The sequence below is a fragment of the Geodermatophilus sp. SYSU D00079 genome (assembly GCF_054050635.1).
Genome location: NZ_JBJGZS010000027.1, coordinates 34,886 through 52,423, shown reverse-complemented (window position 1 = coordinate 52,423; position 17,538 = coordinate 34,886). Strand labels below are relative to the sequence as shown.

The window sequence follows — 17,538 nt, the reverse complement described above, 5'->3', positions numbered from 1 at the left end:
CGGCCGCTCACGCGGCGGGACGCTGCCGCCAGGGACCGGTGGACAGCCGGCGGTCGGCCCAGACGTCGAGCAGGTCGTCGTCGTGGCTGACGGTCAGCACGCCGAGGCCTGCGGTGTCCACCTGGGCCCGGACGACGCCGACCAGCCCCGCGGCCGTGGACGCGTCGAGCATCGCGGTCATCTCGTCGCAGACCAGGTAGCGCGGCTCCTGGGCCAGTGCACGGGCCAGGCACGCCCGCTGCAGCTGCCCGTCGCTGACCTGGTGCGGACGGCGGTCCAGCAGGTCCGCGGTCAGGCCGACGGTCGCGGCCAGCTCGGCGACCCGGTCCGCGCGCGCCCCCGCCCCGCGCCGTCCCGCGGTGGCCGCGCGGTGCCGGAGCGGTTCGGCCACGATCTCGGCCAGCCGCAGCCGCGGGTCCACCGAGCGGCGGGGCGACTGGAAGACCATCGCGACCGCCGTGCGCAGCTCCCGGGGCACGCGGTGGCGGACGCCGGTCACCGGGACCCCGTCCACCGCGACGGCGCCGCGCCAGGGCGCGAGCAGCAGCGCGGTGACGCGGGCCAGCGTCGACTTGCCGCTCCCGCTCGGGCCGCCGAGGCCGACGACCTCGCCCGGGGCGATCCGCAGGTCGACGCCCGTGAGGACCGGCGCGCCCGGCAGGTGGCCGACGTCCACGCCGGTGACGGTCAGCACCCCGGGACCTCCACGGGCCGGCAGCGCACCGTCCGGCCGGCGCCTCGGTGCAGCGTGTGCCCGCCGTCGCAGGGGCCGGCGTCGGGACGGCGGCGGTGGTAGGCGCACCCCGGGGGCAGGTCGGTGAGCTGCGGCGGGTCGCCGGGGATGGGGACCAGCCCGCCCGAGGGCAGCGCGCGCAGCAGGTCACGGGTGTAGTCGTGCGCCGGGCAGTCGAGCACCTCCCCCGCGGGTCCGGACTCCAGCACCCGGCCGGCGTACAGGACCGCGAGGTCGTCGGCGACCCCCGTGCGGCGCAGCGCGCCCAGGTCGTGGGTGATGAGCAGGACGGCGCACCCGCCGTCGGCCACCTCGCGGAGCAGGGCCAGCGTGCGGTCGACCAGCGGCCGGTCCAGTCCGGCGGTGGGCTCGTCGGCCAGCACCACCTCGGGGTCGCCGGCCAGGGCCAGCGCCACGACCACGCGCTGCGCCATCCCACCGGAGAGCTCGTGCGGGAACCGGTCCAGGTCGACCGGTCGGAGGCCGACGCGCCCGGCCAGCTCGTCGGCCCGCGCGCGGGGGTCCACCCCGGGGGTCAGCTCGCGCACCGTCTCCTGCAGCTGCGCCCGGGCGGTGCGGACGGGGGTGAGCGCGGTGACCGCGGACTGGGGGACCAGCGCCACCCGCCGTCCCCGGACGGCGCCGCGAAGCACCGCCTCGTCGGCGGTGAGCAGGTCGACGGGGCGCCGGCCGTCCCCCCGGGGCGTCAGCAGCGCGTGCCCGGTGACGACGGCGTCGTCCGGCAGCAGGCGCAGCAGCGCGCCGGCGAGCACCGACTTGCCCGAACCGCTCTCCCCGACGAGGGCGAGCACCCGGCCGCGCCGCAGGCGGAAGGACACGTCCGTGGCGGCGTGCACCTCGGCGCCGGGCCCCCGCCGCCCGGACCGGCGGCCCAGCCGGAACCGCACCGAGAGGCCGGTCACCGTGAGGACGTCGTCGGTGCCGGTCACAGGTCCACCTCCACCCGGCGGGGGACGGCCACCCGGTCCCGCAGCGCGGACCCGACGGCGGCCACGGCGAGGGTGGCCAGCACCAGGCCGAGGGCCGGGAAGGCGAGGGTCCACCAGCCGCCGAGCAGCAGGGAGCTGCGGGCCTCCTCCAGCAGTGTGCCGAGGCTCGCCCGGTGGGGCGGGAGGCCCAGCCCGAGGAAGCTCAGCGTCGACTCGTGCCACACGGCGTGCGGCAGCAGCAGGACCGCGGCCACCAGCGCCTGCGGCAGCGCGGCGGGGAGCAGGTGCCGGCGCACCACGTACCAGCGCGACGCGCCCCCGAGGACGGCGGCGTCGACGTGCTCCCGGTCGCGCAGCGACAGCACCTCGGCGCGGACGATGCGCGCCACCTGCGTCCAGTGCGTGAGGGCGATCGCCGCGACGACCGCCGCCAGGCTGCCGCGGAACAGGGCCACCAGGACGATGCCCAGCAGCAGGTGCGGCACGGCGTTGAGCGCGTCGACCGCTCGCATGAGCAGGCGGTCGAGCCGCCCCCCGACGGCTCCGGACAGCGCTCCCACCACCGCGCCGAGGACCGTGGAGACGACCGCGCACACGGCCGCGACCAGCAGCGACACCCGCAGCCCGGCCGCCGTCCGGACGAACAGGTCGCGGCCGGCGGAGTCGGTGCCGAACGGGTGGCCGGGTGCGGGGCCCTGCCGGGCGGCGGCGAAGTCGGTGACCCGCTCGTCGACACCGGCGATCCACGGCACGAGGACGGCGTAGCCGACGAGCACCGCCAGCACCAGCAGCCCCCCGGCCAGCCGGCGGCGGTCAGCCATCGGCCGCCACCCGGGGGTCCAGGAGCACGTAGGCGAGGTCGGCGAGCAGGGACCCGAGGAGCACGGCGAGGGTCGTCAGCAGGGTGAGGAACGCCAGCAGCGGGAAGTCCAGCTCGACCGCCGAGGTCACCACCGCCTGCGCCAGCCCCGGCCAGCTGAACACCTCCTCGACGAGGACCGCGCCCACCACCAGCTCGGGCAGCCGCGCGCCGAGCAGGGTCACGAAGGGCAGCAGGGCCGTGGGCAGGGCGTGCCGCAGCACGACGGTCCGCTCCCGCAGGCCGCGCGAGCGGGCGGCCTGCACGTGGTCCTCGGTGAGGGCGCCGAGCAGGGACTGGCGCACGTTGAGCAGCAGCCACGGCACCTGCGAGGAGGCGAGGACCAGCGCGGGGAGGGCGAGGTGGCGGGCCACCTGGCCGGCCGACAGCTCGGCGCCGGCGTCGGTCAGCCCCGCGACCGGCAGCCAGGCCAGACCCAGACCGAGGACCGCCACGGCAGCGAGCGCCACGACGAAGGGGGGCACGGCCTGCAGCACCAGGCACACGGGGGTGACGACCCGGTCGACCAGCCCCCCGCGCCGGTGCGCCGTCCAGGTGCCGAGGGCGAGCGCGAGGACGACCGCGACCGCGAGGGCGACGCCCACCAGGAGCAGCGTCCACGGCAGTCGCTCGGCGACGACGTCGGCCACCGGCTGCCCGAAGGACCGCGACGTGCCGAGGTCGCCGGCGAGCAGCTCCGCCAGCCACCGGCCGTACTGCACGTACCAGGGCTGCCCGGTGCCGAGCTCCTCGGCGATGCGGTCCTGCACCGCCTGGGTGGTGGTGAGGTAGCGGTCGCCCAGGTAGCCGGCCAGGGGGTCGAACGGCGAGGCCGCGGCCGCCGCGAAGACGCCCAGGGAGACGGCGGCGACCACCGGGACGACGACCAGCAGCCGCCGGGCCGCCATGCGGGCGGCCGCCCGCGCGCGGGTGCGGCGCGGCGACGGCCCCGGGTGCGGGAGGGGCCCGGTGGAGGGTGGGGTGGCGACCAGCCCCGGCGCGGCGCCGGGCGGGGTCATCCGGCCCACCGCCACTCGCGCAGGTTCCACCAGGGGCCCCAGCTCACCCCGTGCGAGTGCGGTTCCAGGACCGGCTCGGTCCCGGTCCAGCCGCCGTCGCGCACCACGTAGACGTGGTCGAGGAAGGCCAGCACGACCGCCGGCGGGTCGCTGACGAACCGCTGCTGCACCGTCCGGTAGCTCGCCACCCGCACGGCGTGGTCGGTGCTGCGCCGGGCCTCGTCGAGCGCGGCGTCGGCGACCGGGTCGGCCCAGTCGCCCGGGTTGTCGAACGGGCCGCCGACGCCGTCCTCGGTGAAGACCGAGTGCAGGCCGTTGTACAGCTGCGTGTCGGGGTCGAAGGGCACGTCGCCGCCGCCGAGGAGGCCGGCGTCGGTCGGGATGCGCGGCCGGAACCGTGGCCGGTCGACGGCCTCCAGGTCCACCTCCACCCCGACCGCGAGCGCGTCGGAGGCGAAGGCCTGGGCGAGGTCGCGGCGCAGCGTCTCCTCGGGGAAGTACATGAGGGTGAACCGGGCCCGCTGCCCGTCGCGCACCCGGATGCCGTCCGGGCCCTCGACCCAGCCGGCCGCGTCCAGCAGCGCCCGGGCCCGTGCCGGGTCGTGGGCGAACGCGGCGGTGGGGTCGTGGTACTCGCCGAACACCTCGGGGACGGGGGTGGACGCCGGACGCCCGCGCCCGCCGAGGATCGACGCCACCATCGCCTCGCGGTCCACGGCGTGGTTGAGGGCGAGCCGCACGGCGGGGTCGCCCGCGACCGGGTTCCCGGCCGGCAGCGAGACCGAACGGTGGTCGGCGCTCGGGTGCGCGACGACGGTGACGTCCTCGTCGTCGTCGAACGTCGCGGCCAGCAGCGGCGGCAGGGTCGTGCCGTCGAACTCACCGGCGGCCATCCGCTGGGCCCGGGTGTTGTCGTCGGGCACGTACTCGACGACGAGCTCCTCGACCTCGGGGGCGCCGTCCCAGTAGCTCGGGTTGGCGGTGTAGACCGAGCGGTCGCCGCGGCGCTCGGCGAGCCGGTAGGGCCCGGTGCCGACCGGCTCGGTGTTGAGCGGCGAGGCCTCGGCCGGTCCGGGCGTGGCGAGCGCCTCCGACGGGGCGATGCCGAGCAGCAGCTTGGTGGCGAAGGGCGCGTAGGGGTGGGCCAGCCGGAAGACGACGGTGGTGTCGTCCACCGCCTCGACGGTGTCGATCATCGAGTAGTTGGCCGCGATCGGTGAGGCGGACGCCGGGTCGAGGACCGCCTCGTAGGTGGCGACCACGTCGGCGGCGTCGAAGGTGGTGCCGTCGCTGAACTCCACCCCCTCCCGCAGGGACGCCGTCCACACCGTCGCCGTGGGGTCGCTCTCCGGCACCGCGACGGCCAGGGCGGGTTCCAGGACCGGGAGGCCCGGCCCGCCGGACAGCCGCACCAGGCCGTCGTAGACCCGGGAGCCGCCGGTCTCGCCGTGCCCGGCCATCGGGTTGAGCAGTTCGGGCTCGTAGGCGTCGGCCAGCACGATCCGGCGGTCGGCGGCGTCCCCGGCCCGTCCGGCCCCGCCCGGTGCCGTGCAGGCGGCGAGGAGGAGGACGCCGGCGGCCGCCGTCAGGCGCGCCGGGGCCGGTCGGGCAGGTCGGGGCACAGCGGGGCTCCAGTCGCCGTCGGGGGAGCCGCCCGGTCGGCGGGCGTCGTGGAGCCGCCAGCGTAGTTGTTGCAACTCGGTCGCAAGAAGCCGGGAGGCGCCCCTGACCTGCGCGGCAGGGGTCGGGCAGGGTCGCTCCGGCGCGGGGACCGCGCGCGGGCGACCCCGCCCGCGAGGGGTCAGGTGGGGCGGCTGAGCAGCTCCCGCAGGGTGTCGTCGATGACCTCGTTGTCCGCCGTGTTCATGCCCAGTCCGGCGAAGTGCCCCCAGATCGTGTCGATGACCCGCACCTCACCGTGCTCGATGAACTGCGAGGCCCACTGCTCGTCCTCCGGCGGGAAGTACAGGTCGGTGCGGGCCGGCATGGCGATCAGCGGGCACCGGATCGACCGCAGCGCCGCCTCGGTGTCGCCGTCGAACCCCGGCGTCTTCCCGACGTCGCCGTTCTCCCAGGTCCACAGCATCGCCAGCAGGTTGTTCGGGTCGCGGCCGTCGAGCCAGAACCCCTCCCAGAAGCCGACGAGGAAGTCCTCCAGGGAGGAGTAGCCCATCTCCCGGTAGGCGCGCTGCCAGTAGAACGCCTGGGACAGGCCCCAGCCGGCGTAGATGCGGGCGAAGGCGCGCAGCCCCGCGGTGGGCAGCGCGTCGGGGGAGTAGTGCCCGCCCTTGAACGCCGGGTCGAGGGTCAGCGTCGCCCGCAGGCTCTTGAGGAACACCTGGTTGTGCTCGCTGGTGCGGCTGGAGCCGACGATCGGCGCCGCCCGCTTGACCATCTCCGGGTGGCTGACCGCCCACTGGTAGGTCTGCCCGGCCCCCATGGAGGAGCCCACCACCAGCTCGATCGACTCGATGCCCCACTTCTGCGTGAGCAGGCGGTGCTGGGCCTCCACCTGGTCGTGGAAGGTCACGGCCGGGAAGTGCGGGCCGTCGAAGGGCGGCGGCGTGTTGCTGGGCGAGCTGGACAGGCCGTTGTTGAGCTGGTTGGGGACGACGACGAAGTACCGACTCGGGTCGCAGGCGGTACCCGGCGCGAACGACCACGCGTTGGCGTCGTGCCACGCGCTGAACCAGGTGGGGTGGAGCACCACGTTCGACCGGTCCGCGTCGAGCGTGCCGTAGGTCTTGTAGGCCAGCTGCGCACCCCGGAGGGTGGCGCCGCTCTGGAGGGGCAGGTCCCCGAGGTCGAACAGCTCGTGGTCGGTGGGGGCGGGCACGGCGACTCCTTCCCTGGGAGGGGCGCCAGCCTCGTGGCTGCGCTCCGCGGCCCGCAAGGCCCGGCCGCGCGCGCGGGTCCGCGGCGGGCGGGTGTATCCCGGCGGCCTCCCGCGGGTCCGTATCGAGACGGGCCGCGGTGGTGCGGCCGGGGAGCCCGGCGCTCCCTGGTGGTCCGGCGGACGGGGGTGGACGATGCACGGCAGACCCGGACGAGGAGGGAGGTGACCCCCGATGACGACCCCCGGCCCGGATGAGGACGACCGGCTCCTGGACCTGATCGCCCAGGCGGTCCGGTCGGTCGGGCCGATCCCGCCCGCGGTGCGCGCCGCCGGTGAGGCCGCCTGGTCCTGGCGGACCGTCGACGCGGAGCTCGCCGCGCTCACCTCCGACTCGACGGCCGGCGACCCCGCCCTGGTCCGCAGCGCCGACGTGGCGCCGCGCACCCTGGTCTTCGAGGGCGGCCGGCTGGCGGTCGAGCTCAGCGTCACCGAGGAGGGGCTGCTCGGTCAGCTCGTCCCGCCGACCGAGGGCGAGGTCACCCTGCTCGGCCGGGACGGCGTGCTGGACCACACGGCCGTCGACGAGGTGGGCTGCTTCACCTTCGAGCTGCCGGCCGGTGGCGAGGTCCAGCTGCGCTGCGGCACCCCGGCCGGCGTCCTGCGGACCGAGTGGTTCTCACTCTGAGCTGCTCTGTGCGGCCTCGGGCGGCGGTCCGGGGTCGAGCAGCGGCAGGAACCGCGGGACCCGCGGCGACCCGCTCTCCAGCGCGTCCACCCGACCGTCGGGGAGCTCGGCCAGGAGGGCGTCCCAGGCCGCGCGCGCGGTCGTGCGCCCCGGCACCGTCCGCGCCGCGATCGCCCCGCTGACCAGTGCCGCCGCGAAGGAGCTGCCGCTCCACCGGGCGAACCCGGAGAACGGCGTGACGGCGTCGGTCCGCAGGGTGAGGTCGACCCGCACGGGCCCGGTGAGGTACGTCGAGTCGACGTCCACGCCGTCGGACAGCACGTCGATCCAGGGTGCCCGCGTCGGCGTGAACCCGGCCTCCGCCCCGCCCCTGCGGCCGTCCCCGGCGCCGACGGCGATGACGTCGTCGAGGGCCGCCGGCCAGGCCGGCTTGCGGGTGTCGTCGTCGGAGAGGCTGTCGTCCCGCTCGCGCGCGTCCCCGTGGTTGCCGGCGGCCGCCACCACCACGATCCCCGGGTCGAGCCGGTCGATCGCGGCGGCGAGGACGAGGGGCGGCTGCCCGTCCTCGGTGTAGCAGACCATCGACAGGTTGAGGACGTCGATGCCGGCGCGGCCCAGCTCGACGATCGCCTGCGCCACAGCCCACGACTCGGCCTGCCCGTCCACGTCGGAGAGCACCCGCCGGGCCTCGACCGTGCAGCCGGGCGCCATGCGCAGCACCAGGCCGGTGACGAACGTGCCGTGGCCGGCGATCGCCGGGTAGGGCCTGCCGCCGGTCCGCGTGGGGAGCACGTCCGCCGGGGAGCCGATCCAGCGGCCGGCCAGCCAGTCGTGCTCGGCGACGGAGGTGTCCAGGACCCCGACGCGGACACCGAGCCCCGGGCGGGCCACGCGCAGGTCCGGCGTCCACGAGGAGCGCACCGGGTCCGAGCCGCCGCCGTGGGAGATGTGCCCGCCACCCTCCACGTGCCCGACCAGCCGGTTCTTGCCGATGGTCGGCGTCCACCCGGCGTACCGGTGGGCGAAGTGGGTGCGCAGCCCGCGCAGGACCCGGTCCAGCGGGGTCCTCGCCGGCTCGGCCTGCGCCGCCCTCCCGGTCCTGGCCGCCTCCTCCGCGAGCCGCTCCTCCACCCGGGCGGCCGCGGCCTCGTCGGTGCCCTCCAATCGCACGAGCGCCAGGCCGAGGTCCGGGCTGCGCGTGGTCGAGGCCACCGGCACCCCGAGCTCGGTCGTCAGGGTCCGGACGACGACGTCCACGTGCTCCAGGGCGACGACGACCTCGGCGGTGTCGTGGGCCTTGTAGTAGGCGTTGCGGATGCCCTGTGGTGCGTAGCCGTCCACCGGTTCCCCCTCCGCGGGTGCGCTGCGTGCAGCGAGTGTCGCGGTCCGTCGCGCCGGCGAGAACGGCACGGGCCGTTGGACCGTTGACTCGCCCGGGTGGGGAGCGGACCGTCGTCGCGTGGGTCCCGTGGGTGAGGTCCCGCCGCCCGCTCTCGAGCTGGAGGCCACCGCGGTCCGCGCGATGGAGGTCGCCAGCCTGCGGCCCGGTGAGGCGCGGGCGCTGGGGTCCTCGGTCGTGGGGCCGGCGCGCGAGTGCGGGGCGTGGTCGGCGCTGAGCACCGCCGAGCGCGCCCTCGGTGTGGCCGCGATGAACCTCAGCGAGATCGACGTGGCGGTGACCCACCTGCGCGCCGCCGTCGCGGCCGGACGGCGGGCGGGGTCCCGCACCCGTGTCGGTGAGGCACGGATGAGCCTGGCCTCGGCGCTCACGCTCCGGGGCCAGACGGGGCGGGCGTCCCGGGAGATCGACGCGGCCGTGCGCGACCTCGACGGCGTCCCGGCCGCCCGCGCCCGGGTCCAGCGGGCGGCCATCCTGCAGGAGCTCGGCCGGTACGACGCGGCGCTGGACGAGCTGCGCCGGACGCTGCCGGTCCTCCGGCAGGCCGGCGAGGCGCAGTGGGCGGCCCGCGCGCTGAACAACCGGAGCCTGATCCACCTGGGGCGCCGTGCCTTCGGCGCCGCGGAGGCCGACCTGCTCGACGCCCGGCGGCTGTGCCAGGACCACCAGCTGGACCTGCTCGTGGCCTACGCGGAGCAGAACCTCGGCTGCGTCAAGGCCACCCGCGGCGACGTCCCCGCGTGCCTGCGGCACCTCGACGCCGCGGAGGAGCACTACGCGCGGCACGGCGTCGTCGAGCCGTCCCTGCTGGTGGACCGGGCCGGGGTGCTGCTGTCCGTGCGCCTGCTCGACGAGGCCCGCGCCACCGCCGAGGCCGCCGTCGCCGCCTACGAGCAGGACGGCCGCGGCGTCCACCTGCCGGAGGCGCAGCTGCTGCTGTCCACCGTGGCCCTGGTGCAGGGCGCGACGGCGACGGCGGCGGACGCCGCGGACGCCGCGGTCCGCGGCTTCCGCCGCCTCGGGCGGGCCGGCTCCCTCACGCTCGCCCGGTTCGCCCGGCTCCAGGCGCAGGTGGCGGCCGACCCGGGCCGCGTCGGCCCGGAGCGGGCGGCCCAGCTGGCCGCCGACCTCGAGGCCGCAGGCTGGCGGGTCCCGGCCCTGGAGGCGCGGGTCCTGGCCGGCCGGGTGGCCCTGGACCAGGGGCGACGCGCCGTCGCCCGGCGGCACCTGCGCACGGCCAGCCGCGCCCGGCACGCCGGCCCCGCGGACGCGCGGGCCCGGGCCTGGCTGGCCGAGGCGCTGCTCCGCGACGCCGACGGACGCCGCGCCGCGGCCCTGTCGGCGCTGCGGGCCGGGCTGCGGATCGTCGAGGACCACCAGGCGACCCTCGGCGCGACCGAGCTGCGCGCGCACGTCAGCCTGCAGCGCGGCACGATCGCCCGGACCGGCCTGCGGATGGCCCTGGAGGACGGCGACCCGCGGCGGGTGCTGTGGTGGGCCGAGCGCGGGCGGGCCAGCGCGCTGCGGCTGCGCCCGGCCCGGCCGCCGGAACACCCCGGGCTCGCCCGCGACCTGGCCGACCTGCGCTCCACGATGGCCGAGATCGAGCAGGCCCGGGCCGAGGGCCGGCCGGACGAGGCGCTGGTCGCCCACCAGGTGGTGCTGGAGCGCCGGATCCGCGACCGGTGCCGGACGCTCGGGGCGGGGGAGGGCGCGCCGTCCCGACTCGGGACGCCGGTGGCGGAGCTGACCGGGCCGCTGGGCGACGCGGCGCTGGTGGAGTACGTGGAGCTGGAGGGCGACCTCTCCGCGGTCACCGTCGTCGGGCGCCGGGTGCGCCTGCACCCCCTCGGGCGGTCCGACGCGGTCCGGCAGGCGCTGACCCACGTGCCGTTCGCGCTGCACCGGCTGGCCGCACCCCGGGCCGGGCCGGCCGGTCGCGGGGCCGCGGCGGCGGCGGTGCTGGAGCGGGCGGCCGCCGTCTGCGACGAGCTGCTGCTGGGCCCGCTGCGCGCGCAGGTGGGGGAGCGGCCCCTCGTCGTCGTCCCCACCGGGCCCCTGCAGTCGCTGCCGTGGTCGGTGCTGCCCTCCTGCTGGGGGCGGCCGGTCACGGTCAGCCCGTCGGCCACCATCTGGCACCAGGCCGTCACCCGTCCGCGGCCGCCGGAGGGCGCCGCGGTCGTCGTCGTGGCCGGGCCGGGCCTGCCGGGCGCGACGCTCGAGGCCGCGACCATCGGTGCGCTCTACCCGGGCGCGACGGTGCTCGCCGGACCGGAGGCGACGGCGGCGCGGCTGACCGCCGGCACCGACGGCGCGCGGATGCTGCACCTGGCCGCGCACGGCTGTGTCCGCTCCGACAACGCGCTGTTCTCCGCGCTGGCCCTGGCCGACGGGCCGCTGACCGTGTACGAGCTGGAGCGCCTGGCCCGCCCGCCGTCCTCCGTCGTCCTCGCCGCCTGCGACACCGGCCGGCCGCACGTCGTCGCCGGTGGGGAGGTCCTCGGGTTCGGAGCCGCGCTGCTGGGCGGCGGCACGGCCACGCTGGTCGCCCCGGTGGTGCCGGTGCCCGACGCGGCGACGGTGCCGCTGATGCGCGCCCACCACCAGGGCCTGCGGGCCGGCCGGTCGCCGGCGGAGGCGCTGGCCGCCGCGCAGGCGGGGCTCGACCCGGCGGACACCGCCGGCCGGGCCGCCGCCGCGGCGTTCGTCTGCCTCGGCGCGGGCTGAGGCGGCTGCCGGCGCGGGTCAGGCGTCGAGCAGGGCCTGGACGGCCTGGGAGGCACGCACCCGGGCGAGGGCGCGGGCCCGGGTGGGGCCGATGCTGCCCACCGGCAGGCCGAGGCGCCGGCTGATCTCCTCGTAGGGCAGCGGGGGGTCCTCGATGAGCAGCAGCAGGAGCGAGCGCTGCCGATCGGGGAGCTCGGCCAGGGCCGCGAGCAGGGTCTGGTGCCGCTCCAGCGCGAGCAGGTCGGTGTCCACCGCCGGCTCGCCGCTGCCCTCCGGCCAGCCCTCCTCGCCGAGGTCGGCGGGGGTCACCTGCCTGTTCCGCCGGAGGACGTGCAGGCACTCGTTGCGCGCCGTCGTGAGGATCCAGCCCGGCAGCGCCGCCGGCTCCCGCACGCTGCCGAGGTTCTCGACCAGCCGCAGCCACACGGTCTGCACGACGTCGTCGGCGTCGCTGCCCATCCGGTACCGGCGGACGACCGACAGCACCAGAGGGCTGTACCGCTCGACCAGCGCGTTCCAGGCGGCGGAGTCGCCGGCGACCGCGGCCGCCACCAGCTGGGGTACCGGGTTCTCGTCCCCGTCGGGGTCCAACGGTCCACCCCCTCTCGACCGGGGCTGACGCTGCCCGAGAGCGTAGCGGCGGGGACGACGGCGGTCAGTGGCACGCCCGCGCACCGCTGCGCGAGGCGTGGTCCGCGCCGAGTGACGAGTAGAAATCCAGCAGGCCGTCGATCCGCCGACGGCAGCCGGCGACGGCCGCCCGGTGGCCCGGCGTGTCCTTGCGTGCCTGCTGGGCCCGGGCCGCGGCGAGCTCGTCGCGGGCCCGGGCGAGGTCGAGGGTGAGCTGGTCGAGGACGTCGGTGGTCGACACGGTCGGCACGGATCTGGGCCGGGAGCCGGTCAGGCGACCCGGCCGGGCGGCACGACCGCGCACCGGAGGGAGGGGGAGGGCACGGCGCGCAGTCGCACGGTCCGCGGCGTCGGCGTGCTGTCGCGGCGGGCGATCTGGCGGGGGAGGTGCCAGGCGGTGCAGTCGGTGCAGCCGGCGATCCACGCGTGGAGGTGCCGGGTGCACGGAGCGGTCGGGGCCATGGGACGTCCTCGGGGCGTGCGGCGGGGGACCGGTCGGCCCGCGAGGTCGACGGTGGTCCGGTGGGCGTTCCCGGGAGCTCGTCGGTGACTCGTGGACCTGCTCGACAGAGCCGCGGCCCTCGACCGTGATACCGCCGCCCTCCCGCCGGCGGGGACGCCGCCGGCGGGAGGGCCGGCGCTCAGGCCCGGTCGCCCTTGCCCGAGGCGCGGGCGCCGGCCGGGGCGTCGGCACCCGGGGCGCCCAGGTGCCGCTCGAAGAAGGGCGGGATGACCAGGTCGCCGGGCTCCAGCTCCTCGACCGAGGTGTGGCCGAGCCCGATCAGCGCCGAGCCCAGCCCGTCGCGCAGCAGGTCCAGGACGTTCTCCACCCCTGCCTGGCCGTTGGCGGCCAGTCCCCACAGGTAGGCCCGGCCGATCATCACCGCCCGGGCGCCCAGGGCGAGGGCCTTGGCGACGTCGGTGCCGCGGCGGATGCCGCCGTCCATGAGGACCTCGACCTGGTCGCCGACCGCCTCGGCGACCGCCGGCAGGGCCCGGATCGCGGCCGGGGTGCCGTCGAGGTTGTTGCCGCCGTGGTTGGAGACGGAGATCGCGGTGACCCCGGCGTCCACCGCGCGCTTGGCGTCGTCGACCCGCATGACGCCCTTGAGCATGAAGTGGCCGCCCCACTGCTCGCGCAGCCAGGCGACGTCGTCCCACGAGGGCATCGGGGAGGCGTTCCACTGCCCGTACGCGCCGAAGAAGGTCGGCGCCGGGGCGCCGGGCTCGGGGACCATGTTGGGCACGGTGAGGTCGGGGATCCTCCCGGTGCGGGCGAAGTCCAGCAGCCACCGCGGCTTGGTGATCACCTGCGGCGCGTACCGGCGGGCCGCCTCGAAGTCGATCTTCTCCGGGATGAACGGGCTGCCCCAGTCGCGGCCGTAGGCGAACGACCAGTCCAGCGTGGCGATCAGACCCACCGCCCCGGCCCGGCGGGCGCGCTCCATGCGGGCGGCCATCGCGTCGCGGTCGCCGACCCAGTACATCTGGAAGAACGTCTGCGGGTTGGCCGCGACGACCTCCTCGATCGGCTTGCTGGCGAAGGAGGACAGTCCCATCGCCACGCCGCGGGCGGCCGCGGCGCGCGCGACGGCGACCTCGCCGTCGGGGTGCACGGCCTGCACTCCGGTCGGGCTGATCACGACCGGCATCGACACCGGCTGGCCCATGATCGACGTCGCGAGCCGGCGGTCGTTGCTCAGGCCCGCCACGTGCGGGGCGAACCCGAGCTCGGCGAAGGCCGCGGTGTTGTCGTCGACGGTCACCCCCCGGTCGGAACCGGCCACCAGGGCGCCGTAGACGCCCTTGGGCAGCCGGCGCTTGGCCCGCCGCTGGGCCTCCGCCACCGACTCGAACCAGGCGTTCGCCATCTCGCACCCTCCTGTCGTCGTGTGCCGTCCCCGCAGGTCGGCACCGGGTCCCGGCCTCCGCCCGAAACGGGGACAACTCCCCACTACGGGTGTACCGTCCGGGTCGTGCCCGACCACCCTCGCCCGCTGCGGGCCGACGCGCAGCGCAACCGCGACGCGATCGTCGTGGCGGCCCGCGAGGTGATGGGCCGCCGCGGGCTCGACGCGCCCCTCGACGAGATCGCCTCGGCCGCCGGCGTCGGCAACGCCACGCTCTACCGCCGGTTCCCCACCCGCCGGGACCTGGTCCAGGCCGTCTTCGCCGACGAGATGCGCCGGTACGCCTCGGCGGTCGAACGCGCGCTGGCCGTCGCCGACCCGTGGGCGGCCGTGGGCGGCTACCTGGCGGAGATCTGCGCGCTGCAGGCCGGGCACCGGGCGCTGGCGGACCTGGTCACCTCGACCGAGTACGTCGACGACGGCCGCGACCTCGCCGTCGCGCACCTGACGCAGCTGCTGGAGCGGGCCCGCGCCGCCGGGGTGCTGCGCGCCGACTTCGCCGTCGAGGACGTCGCGCTGGTGCTGCTGGCCAACGCGGGCGTGGTCCAGCGGGCCGGCGACCACGCCGCCCCGGCCTCCGCGCGTCTCGTCGCGCTGCTGCTCGAGGGCCTGCGCGCCCCGTCGGGAGGCCCGCCCTCCCCTGAGCCCCGGACGCCGCGCCCCGCCGGCCGGCCGGCCGGCCGGACCCCCACCCACCGATCGAGGAGCACCTGGATGAGCACCCTTCCGCAGCGTCAGCAGGGCAAGGTCGCCTTCATCACCGGGGCCGCCCGCGGCCAGGGCCGGGCGCACGCGCTCCGCCTGGCCGCCGAGGGGGCCGACATCCTGGCCCTGGACCTGGCCGGGCCGCTGCCCGGCGTCCCCTACGAGTCGGCCACCCCCGACGACCTCGCCGAGACCGCGAGGCTCGTGGAGGCGCTGGACCGGCGCGTCCTCACGCACCAGGGCGACGTGCGGGACTTCGAGGACATGAAGGCGTTCGTCGACGCCGGGGTGGCCGAGCTCGGCCGGCTCGACGTCGTCGTCGCCAACGCGGGCATCTGCATCCCGGCCACCTGGGACGAGACCACCCCGGCGGTCTTCAAGGACACCATCGACATCAACGTCACCGGCGTGTGGAACACCGTCATGGCCGGCGCTCCGCACCTCGTCGCCGGCGGCAGGGGCGGGGCGATCGTCCTGACCAGCTCCTACGCGGGCAAGAAGATGCAGCCCTTCATGATCCACTACACGGCCAGCAAGCACGCCGTCACGGGCATGACCCGGGCCTTCGCCGCGGAGCTCGGCAAGCACGACATCCGGGTCAACTCCGTGCACCCCGGTGGCGTGGCCACGCCGATGGGCAGCGGGGAGATGGTCGGCGCGATCGAGCGCACCAACGCCAGCAACCCGAAGCTGGCGGCGATGGGCACCGCCTTCCTCGAGCAGGGCTGGGTCGAGGCCGACGAGATCGCCAACGCCGTCGCGTTCCTGGTCTCCGACGAGGCCCGGTTCATCACCGCCGAGCACCTGTCGATCGACGCGGGCGCGCAGTACTTCTGACCCGCCGCGCGGCCGCCCCGGGGCACCCGCCCCGGGCGGCCGCCGCACCCGGGTCCGGCCGGTTGGCAGGTGACACCGCGGGCCCCTACCGTCCGAGCTGGGTGTGAGCCACGTCGCACCCCCAGTCGAGAGGAGTCCCGTGCCCGGTCGAGTCGAGGGCAAGGTCGCGTTCATCACCGGCGCCGCCCGGAGTCAGGGCCGCAGTCACGCCGTCCGGCTGGCCGAGGAGGGGGCCGACATCATCGCCGTCGACCTCTGCGGCCCGGTCGAGACGATCGAGATGTACCCGCCGGCGACCGAGGAGGACCTGGCGGAGACCGTCCGCCAGGTGGAGGCCCTCGACCGCCGGATCGTGGCGACCACGGCCGACGTCCGCGACACCGCGGCGCTGCGCAGCGCCGTGGACGACGGGGTCTCCCAGCTCGGGCGGCTGGACATCGTGCTCGCCAACGCCGGGGTCTTCGAGCTCCAGCCGTCCCTGGAGCTCAGCGACCGGGCGTGGCAGGAGATGATCGACATCAACCTGACCGGCGTGTGGAACACCTGCAAGGTGGCGCTGCCGCACCTGGTCGACAGCGGCGGCGGGGCCATCGTCATCACCAGCTCGACGGCCGGCCTCAAGGGCACGCCGAACACCATCCACTACACGGCGGCCAAGCACGGGGTCATCGGCATCATGCGCACGCTGGCCAACGAGTTCGGGAAGCAGTCCATCCGGGTCAACACCGTCCACCCGACCGGCGTGGACACGGTGATGATCCAGAACGAGAAGGTCTGGGGCCTGTTCACGCCGGAGGACCCCTCCCCGACGCGGGAGAAGTTCACCGAGATCTTCGAGAGCCTCCACCCGCTCCCGGTGCCCTACGTGGAGGCGCGGGACATCTCCAACGCGATCCTGTTCCTCGTCTCCGACGAGGCCCGCTACATCACCGGTGTGACCCTCCCGGTCGACGCCGGCTACACGGTGAAGTGAGGGGCCGCGGGGAGGGCGCCCGGGCCGCCGACCCCGGCGTCGAGGCGCCCTGGGGGGCCGCGGACGACGACGAGGTCGTCACCGGCCGCCGGGTCACCCACGACGACGGCGCCTCGGTCCGCGAGATCCGCCGCCGGGTGGCCCGCCACCTGGTCGGCCGGGAGCGCGAGCTGGACCTCCTCCTGGCCGCCGTCGCCGCCGGTCGCGACGTGCTGCTGGAGGGGCCGCCCGGGACCTCGAAGTCGACGCTGCTGCGGTCGATCACCGCCGAGTGGGGCGTGCCGCTGGTCTTCGTCGAGGGCAACGCCGACCTCACCCCCACCCGGCTGGTCGGCCACCACGACCCCGCGCGGGTGCTGCGCGAGGACTACACGCCGGACAACTTCGTGCCCGGCCCCCTCGTGGAGGCCATGCGCACCGGCGGGTTCCTCTACGTCGAGGAGTTCAACCGCGCACCGGAGGACACCCTCAACACCCTGCTCACCGCGATGGCCGAGCGGCGGATCGCCGTGCCCCGGGTGGGCACCGTGGAGGCGCTGCCCACCTTCCGGCTGGTCGCCTCGATGAACCCCTACGACAACGTCGGCACGACCCGGCTGTCGACCTCGGTGCACGACCGGCTGGTGCGGCTGGCGATCGGCTACCAGGACGCCGAGGCCGAGCGGGGCATCGTCGGGCGCCGCACCGGCATCGAGTCACCGCGCCTGGTCGCCGACGCCGTGGCGCTCACCCGTGCCACGCGGGTGCGCGACGACGTCCGCCAGGGCAGCAGCGTGCGGGGCGCGATCGACCTCGCGCTGGTCGGCGCGCAGCTGGCCGCCCTGCGCGACGTCCCGCTGCCCGACGAGCCCTCGGTGCAGCCACCGCGCGGCCTGCCCGAGGCCTACACCGCCGTCGTCCTCGACGCGCTGCTGCTCGCCCTGTCCGGCCGGGTCACCCTGGACGAGACGGTGGAGACCTCGCCCGAGGCGGTGCTCCGCGAGATCTGGGAGGACCACTTCCTGCTGGCGCCCTCGGCGGCCGACCCCGGTTGAAGAGCGGTCGAGGCCGACTCGCCCGTCACCCGGCGGGACCGCGGCGCGGGTCCGCCCCGCGGGACGAGGCCCCTGCGCCGCCGGCCCAAGCAGCTGACCGAGGAGCCGTCGCTGTACCGGCCGGCTCCCGGCGGGGGCGGGCTCGCGCTCTCCTCGGGGGACCGCCGTCGCGGCGCGGCAGCCGGCCGTCCCGGCGGGTCCACCCCGGGGACGACCGACGAGCCCGCCGAGCTCATCCCGC

At 76.6% G+C, this 17,538-nt stretch carries 16 protein-coding genes; 5 read left to right on the top strand and 11 right to left on the bottom strand.

Annotation, left to right across the window (positions count from 1 at the left end; translation table 11 throughout):
- Positions 1-7: 7 nt before the first annotated feature.
- The 6 genes from ACI79E_RS18725 to ACI79E_RS18700 form a co-directional block, all read right to left on the bottom strand.
- Positions 8-694, bottom strand: a complete 687-nt coding sequence (locus ACI79E_RS18725; protein WP_456934073.1) for an ABC transporter ATP-binding protein — start codon at positions 692-694, stop codon at positions 8-10.
- Positions 688-1,683: an ABC transporter ATP-binding protein gene (locus ACI79E_RS18720; protein WP_456934072.1), complete on the bottom strand. Its 996-nt coding sequence runs from the start codon at positions 1,681-1,683 to the stop codon at positions 688-690. The genes ACI79E_RS18725 and ACI79E_RS18720 overlap by 7 nt, the downstream gene beginning before the upstream one ends.
- Positions 1,680-2,504 carry an ABC transporter permease gene (locus tag ACI79E_RS18715; protein ID WP_456934071.1) on the bottom strand — a complete coding sequence of 275 codons (825 nt, stop codon included), beginning with the start codon at positions 2,502-2,504 and terminating at the stop codon, positions 1,680-1,682. The genes ACI79E_RS18720 and ACI79E_RS18715 overlap by 4 nt, the downstream gene beginning before the upstream one ends.
- Entirely contained in the window at positions 2,497-3,561 is a 1,065-nt protein-coding gene (locus ACI79E_RS18710; protein ID WP_456934070.1) for an ABC transporter permease, read from the bottom strand. The genes ACI79E_RS18715 and ACI79E_RS18710 overlap by 8 nt, the downstream gene beginning before the upstream one ends.
- Positions 3,558-5,183 (bottom strand): ABC transporter substrate-binding protein, encoded by a 1,626-nt coding sequence (locus ACI79E_RS18705; RefSeq protein WP_456934069.1) that lies wholly within the window; start codon positions 5,181-5,183, stop codon positions 3,558-3,560. Before ACI79E_RS18705 ends, ACI79E_RS18710 begins: the two co-directional genes overlap by 4 nt.
- A gap of 179 nt (positions 5,184-5,362) precedes the next feature.
- Positions 5,363-6,397 (bottom strand): alpha/beta fold hydrolase, encoded by a 1,035-nt coding sequence (locus ACI79E_RS18700; protein WP_456934068.1) that lies wholly within the window; start codon positions 6,395-6,397, stop codon positions 5,363-5,365.
- A gap of 232 nt (positions 6,398-6,629) precedes the next feature.
- On the opposite strand from ACI79E_RS18700, the gene ACI79E_RS18695 reads away from it, so the two are divergent.
- Positions 6,630-7,082 (top strand): hypothetical protein, encoded by a 453-nt coding sequence (locus tag ACI79E_RS18695; RefSeq protein ID WP_456934067.1) that lies wholly within the window; start codon positions 6,630-6,632, stop codon positions 7,080-7,082.
- Here ACI79E_RS18695 and ACI79E_RS18690 read toward each other — a convergent pair.
- Positions 7,074-8,423 (bottom strand): S8 family peptidase, encoded by a 1,350-nt coding sequence (locus tag ACI79E_RS18690; protein ID WP_456934066.1) that lies wholly within the window; start codon positions 8,421-8,423, stop codon positions 7,074-7,076. The genes ACI79E_RS18695 and ACI79E_RS18690 overlap by 9 nt on opposite strands.
- A 118-nt stretch (positions 8,424-8,541) precedes the next feature.
- Here ACI79E_RS18690 and ACI79E_RS18685 point away from each other — a divergent pair, with 118 nt between their 5' ends.
- Positions 8,542-11,208, top strand: coding sequence for a CHAT domain-containing protein (locus ACI79E_RS18685; protein WP_456934065.1), 2,667 nt, complete (start codon positions 8,542-8,544; stop codon positions 11,206-11,208).
- An 18-nt stretch (positions 11,209-11,226) separates the two neighbouring features.
- Here the strand turns inward: ACI79E_RS18685 and ACI79E_RS18680 are convergent, their stop codons facing one another.
- The 4 genes from ACI79E_RS18680 to mftD form a co-directional block, all read right to left on the bottom strand.
- Positions 11,227-11,799 carry an RNA polymerase sigma factor gene (locus ACI79E_RS18680; protein WP_456934064.1) on the bottom strand — a complete coding sequence of 191 codons (573 nt, stop codon included), beginning with the start codon at positions 11,797-11,799 and terminating at the stop codon, positions 11,227-11,229.
- Between the two features lie 64 nt (positions 11,800-11,863).
- The gene (locus tag ACI79E_RS18675; RefSeq protein WP_456934063.1) at positions 11,864-12,079 is read right to left on the bottom strand and encodes a hypothetical protein; all 216 of its coding nucleotides are present in this window, start codon (positions 12,077-12,079) and stop codon (positions 11,864-11,866) included.
- Positions 12,080-12,108: 29 nt separating this feature from the next.
- The gene (locus ACI79E_RS18670; RefSeq protein ID WP_456934062.1) at positions 12,109-12,300 is read right to left on the bottom strand and encodes a hypothetical protein; all 192 of its coding nucleotides are present in this window, start codon (positions 12,298-12,300) and stop codon (positions 12,109-12,111) included.
- A gap of 179 nt (positions 12,301-12,479) precedes the next feature.
- Positions 12,480-13,709, bottom strand: coding sequence for a pre-mycofactocin synthase MftD (mftD, locus tag ACI79E_RS18665; protein WP_456934061.1), 1,230 nt, complete (start codon positions 13,707-13,709; stop codon positions 12,480-12,482).
- 105 nt (positions 13,710-13,814) lie between these two features.
- Here mftD and ACI79E_RS18660 point away from each other — a divergent pair, with 105 nt between their 5' ends.
- The 3 genes from ACI79E_RS18660 (at position 13,815) to ACI79E_RS18650 (ending at position 17,297) form a co-directional block, all read left to right on the top strand.
- Complete coding sequence (locus ACI79E_RS18660) at positions 13,815-15,290, top strand: mycofactocin-coupled SDR family oxidoreductase (protein ID WP_456934060.1); 1,476 nt, start codon at positions 13,815-13,817, stop codon at positions 15,288-15,290.
- A 139-nt stretch (positions 15,291-15,429) separates the two neighbouring features.
- Entirely contained in the window at positions 15,430-16,263 is an 834-nt protein-coding gene (locus ACI79E_RS18655; RefSeq protein WP_456934059.1) for a mycofactocin-coupled SDR family oxidoreductase, read from the top strand.
- The gene (locus ACI79E_RS18650; RefSeq protein ID WP_456934058.1) at positions 16,260-17,297 is read left to right on the top strand and encodes an AAA family ATPase; all 1,038 of its coding nucleotides are present in this window, start codon (positions 16,260-16,262) and stop codon (positions 17,295-17,297) included. Before ACI79E_RS18655 ends, ACI79E_RS18650 begins: the two co-directional genes overlap by 4 nt.
- The last annotated feature ends 241 nt before the right edge of the window (positions 17,298-17,538 follow it).

Bases quoted from the DNA above. Each gene is read 5' to 3' on its own strand.
- ACI79E_RS18715 (WP_456934071.1), bottom strand. From the start codon at position 2,504: ATGGCTGACCGCCGCCGGCTGGCCGGGGGGCTGCTGGTGCTGGCGGTG.
- ACI79E_RS18710 (WP_456934070.1), bottom strand. From the start codon at position 3,561: ATGACCCCGCCCGGCGCCGCGCCGGGGCTGGTCGCCACCCCACCCTCC.
- ACI79E_RS18695 (WP_456934067.1), top strand. From the start codon at position 6,630: ATGACGACCCCCGGCCCGGATGAGGACGACCGGCTCCTGGACCTGATC.
- ACI79E_RS18670 (WP_456934062.1), bottom strand. From the start codon at position 12,300: ATGGCCCCGACCGCTCCGTGCACCCGGCACCTCCACGCGTGGATCGCC.
- mftD (WP_456934061.1), bottom strand. From the start codon at position 13,709: ATGGCGAACGCCTGGTTCGAGTCGGTGGCGGAGGCCCAGCGGCGGGCC.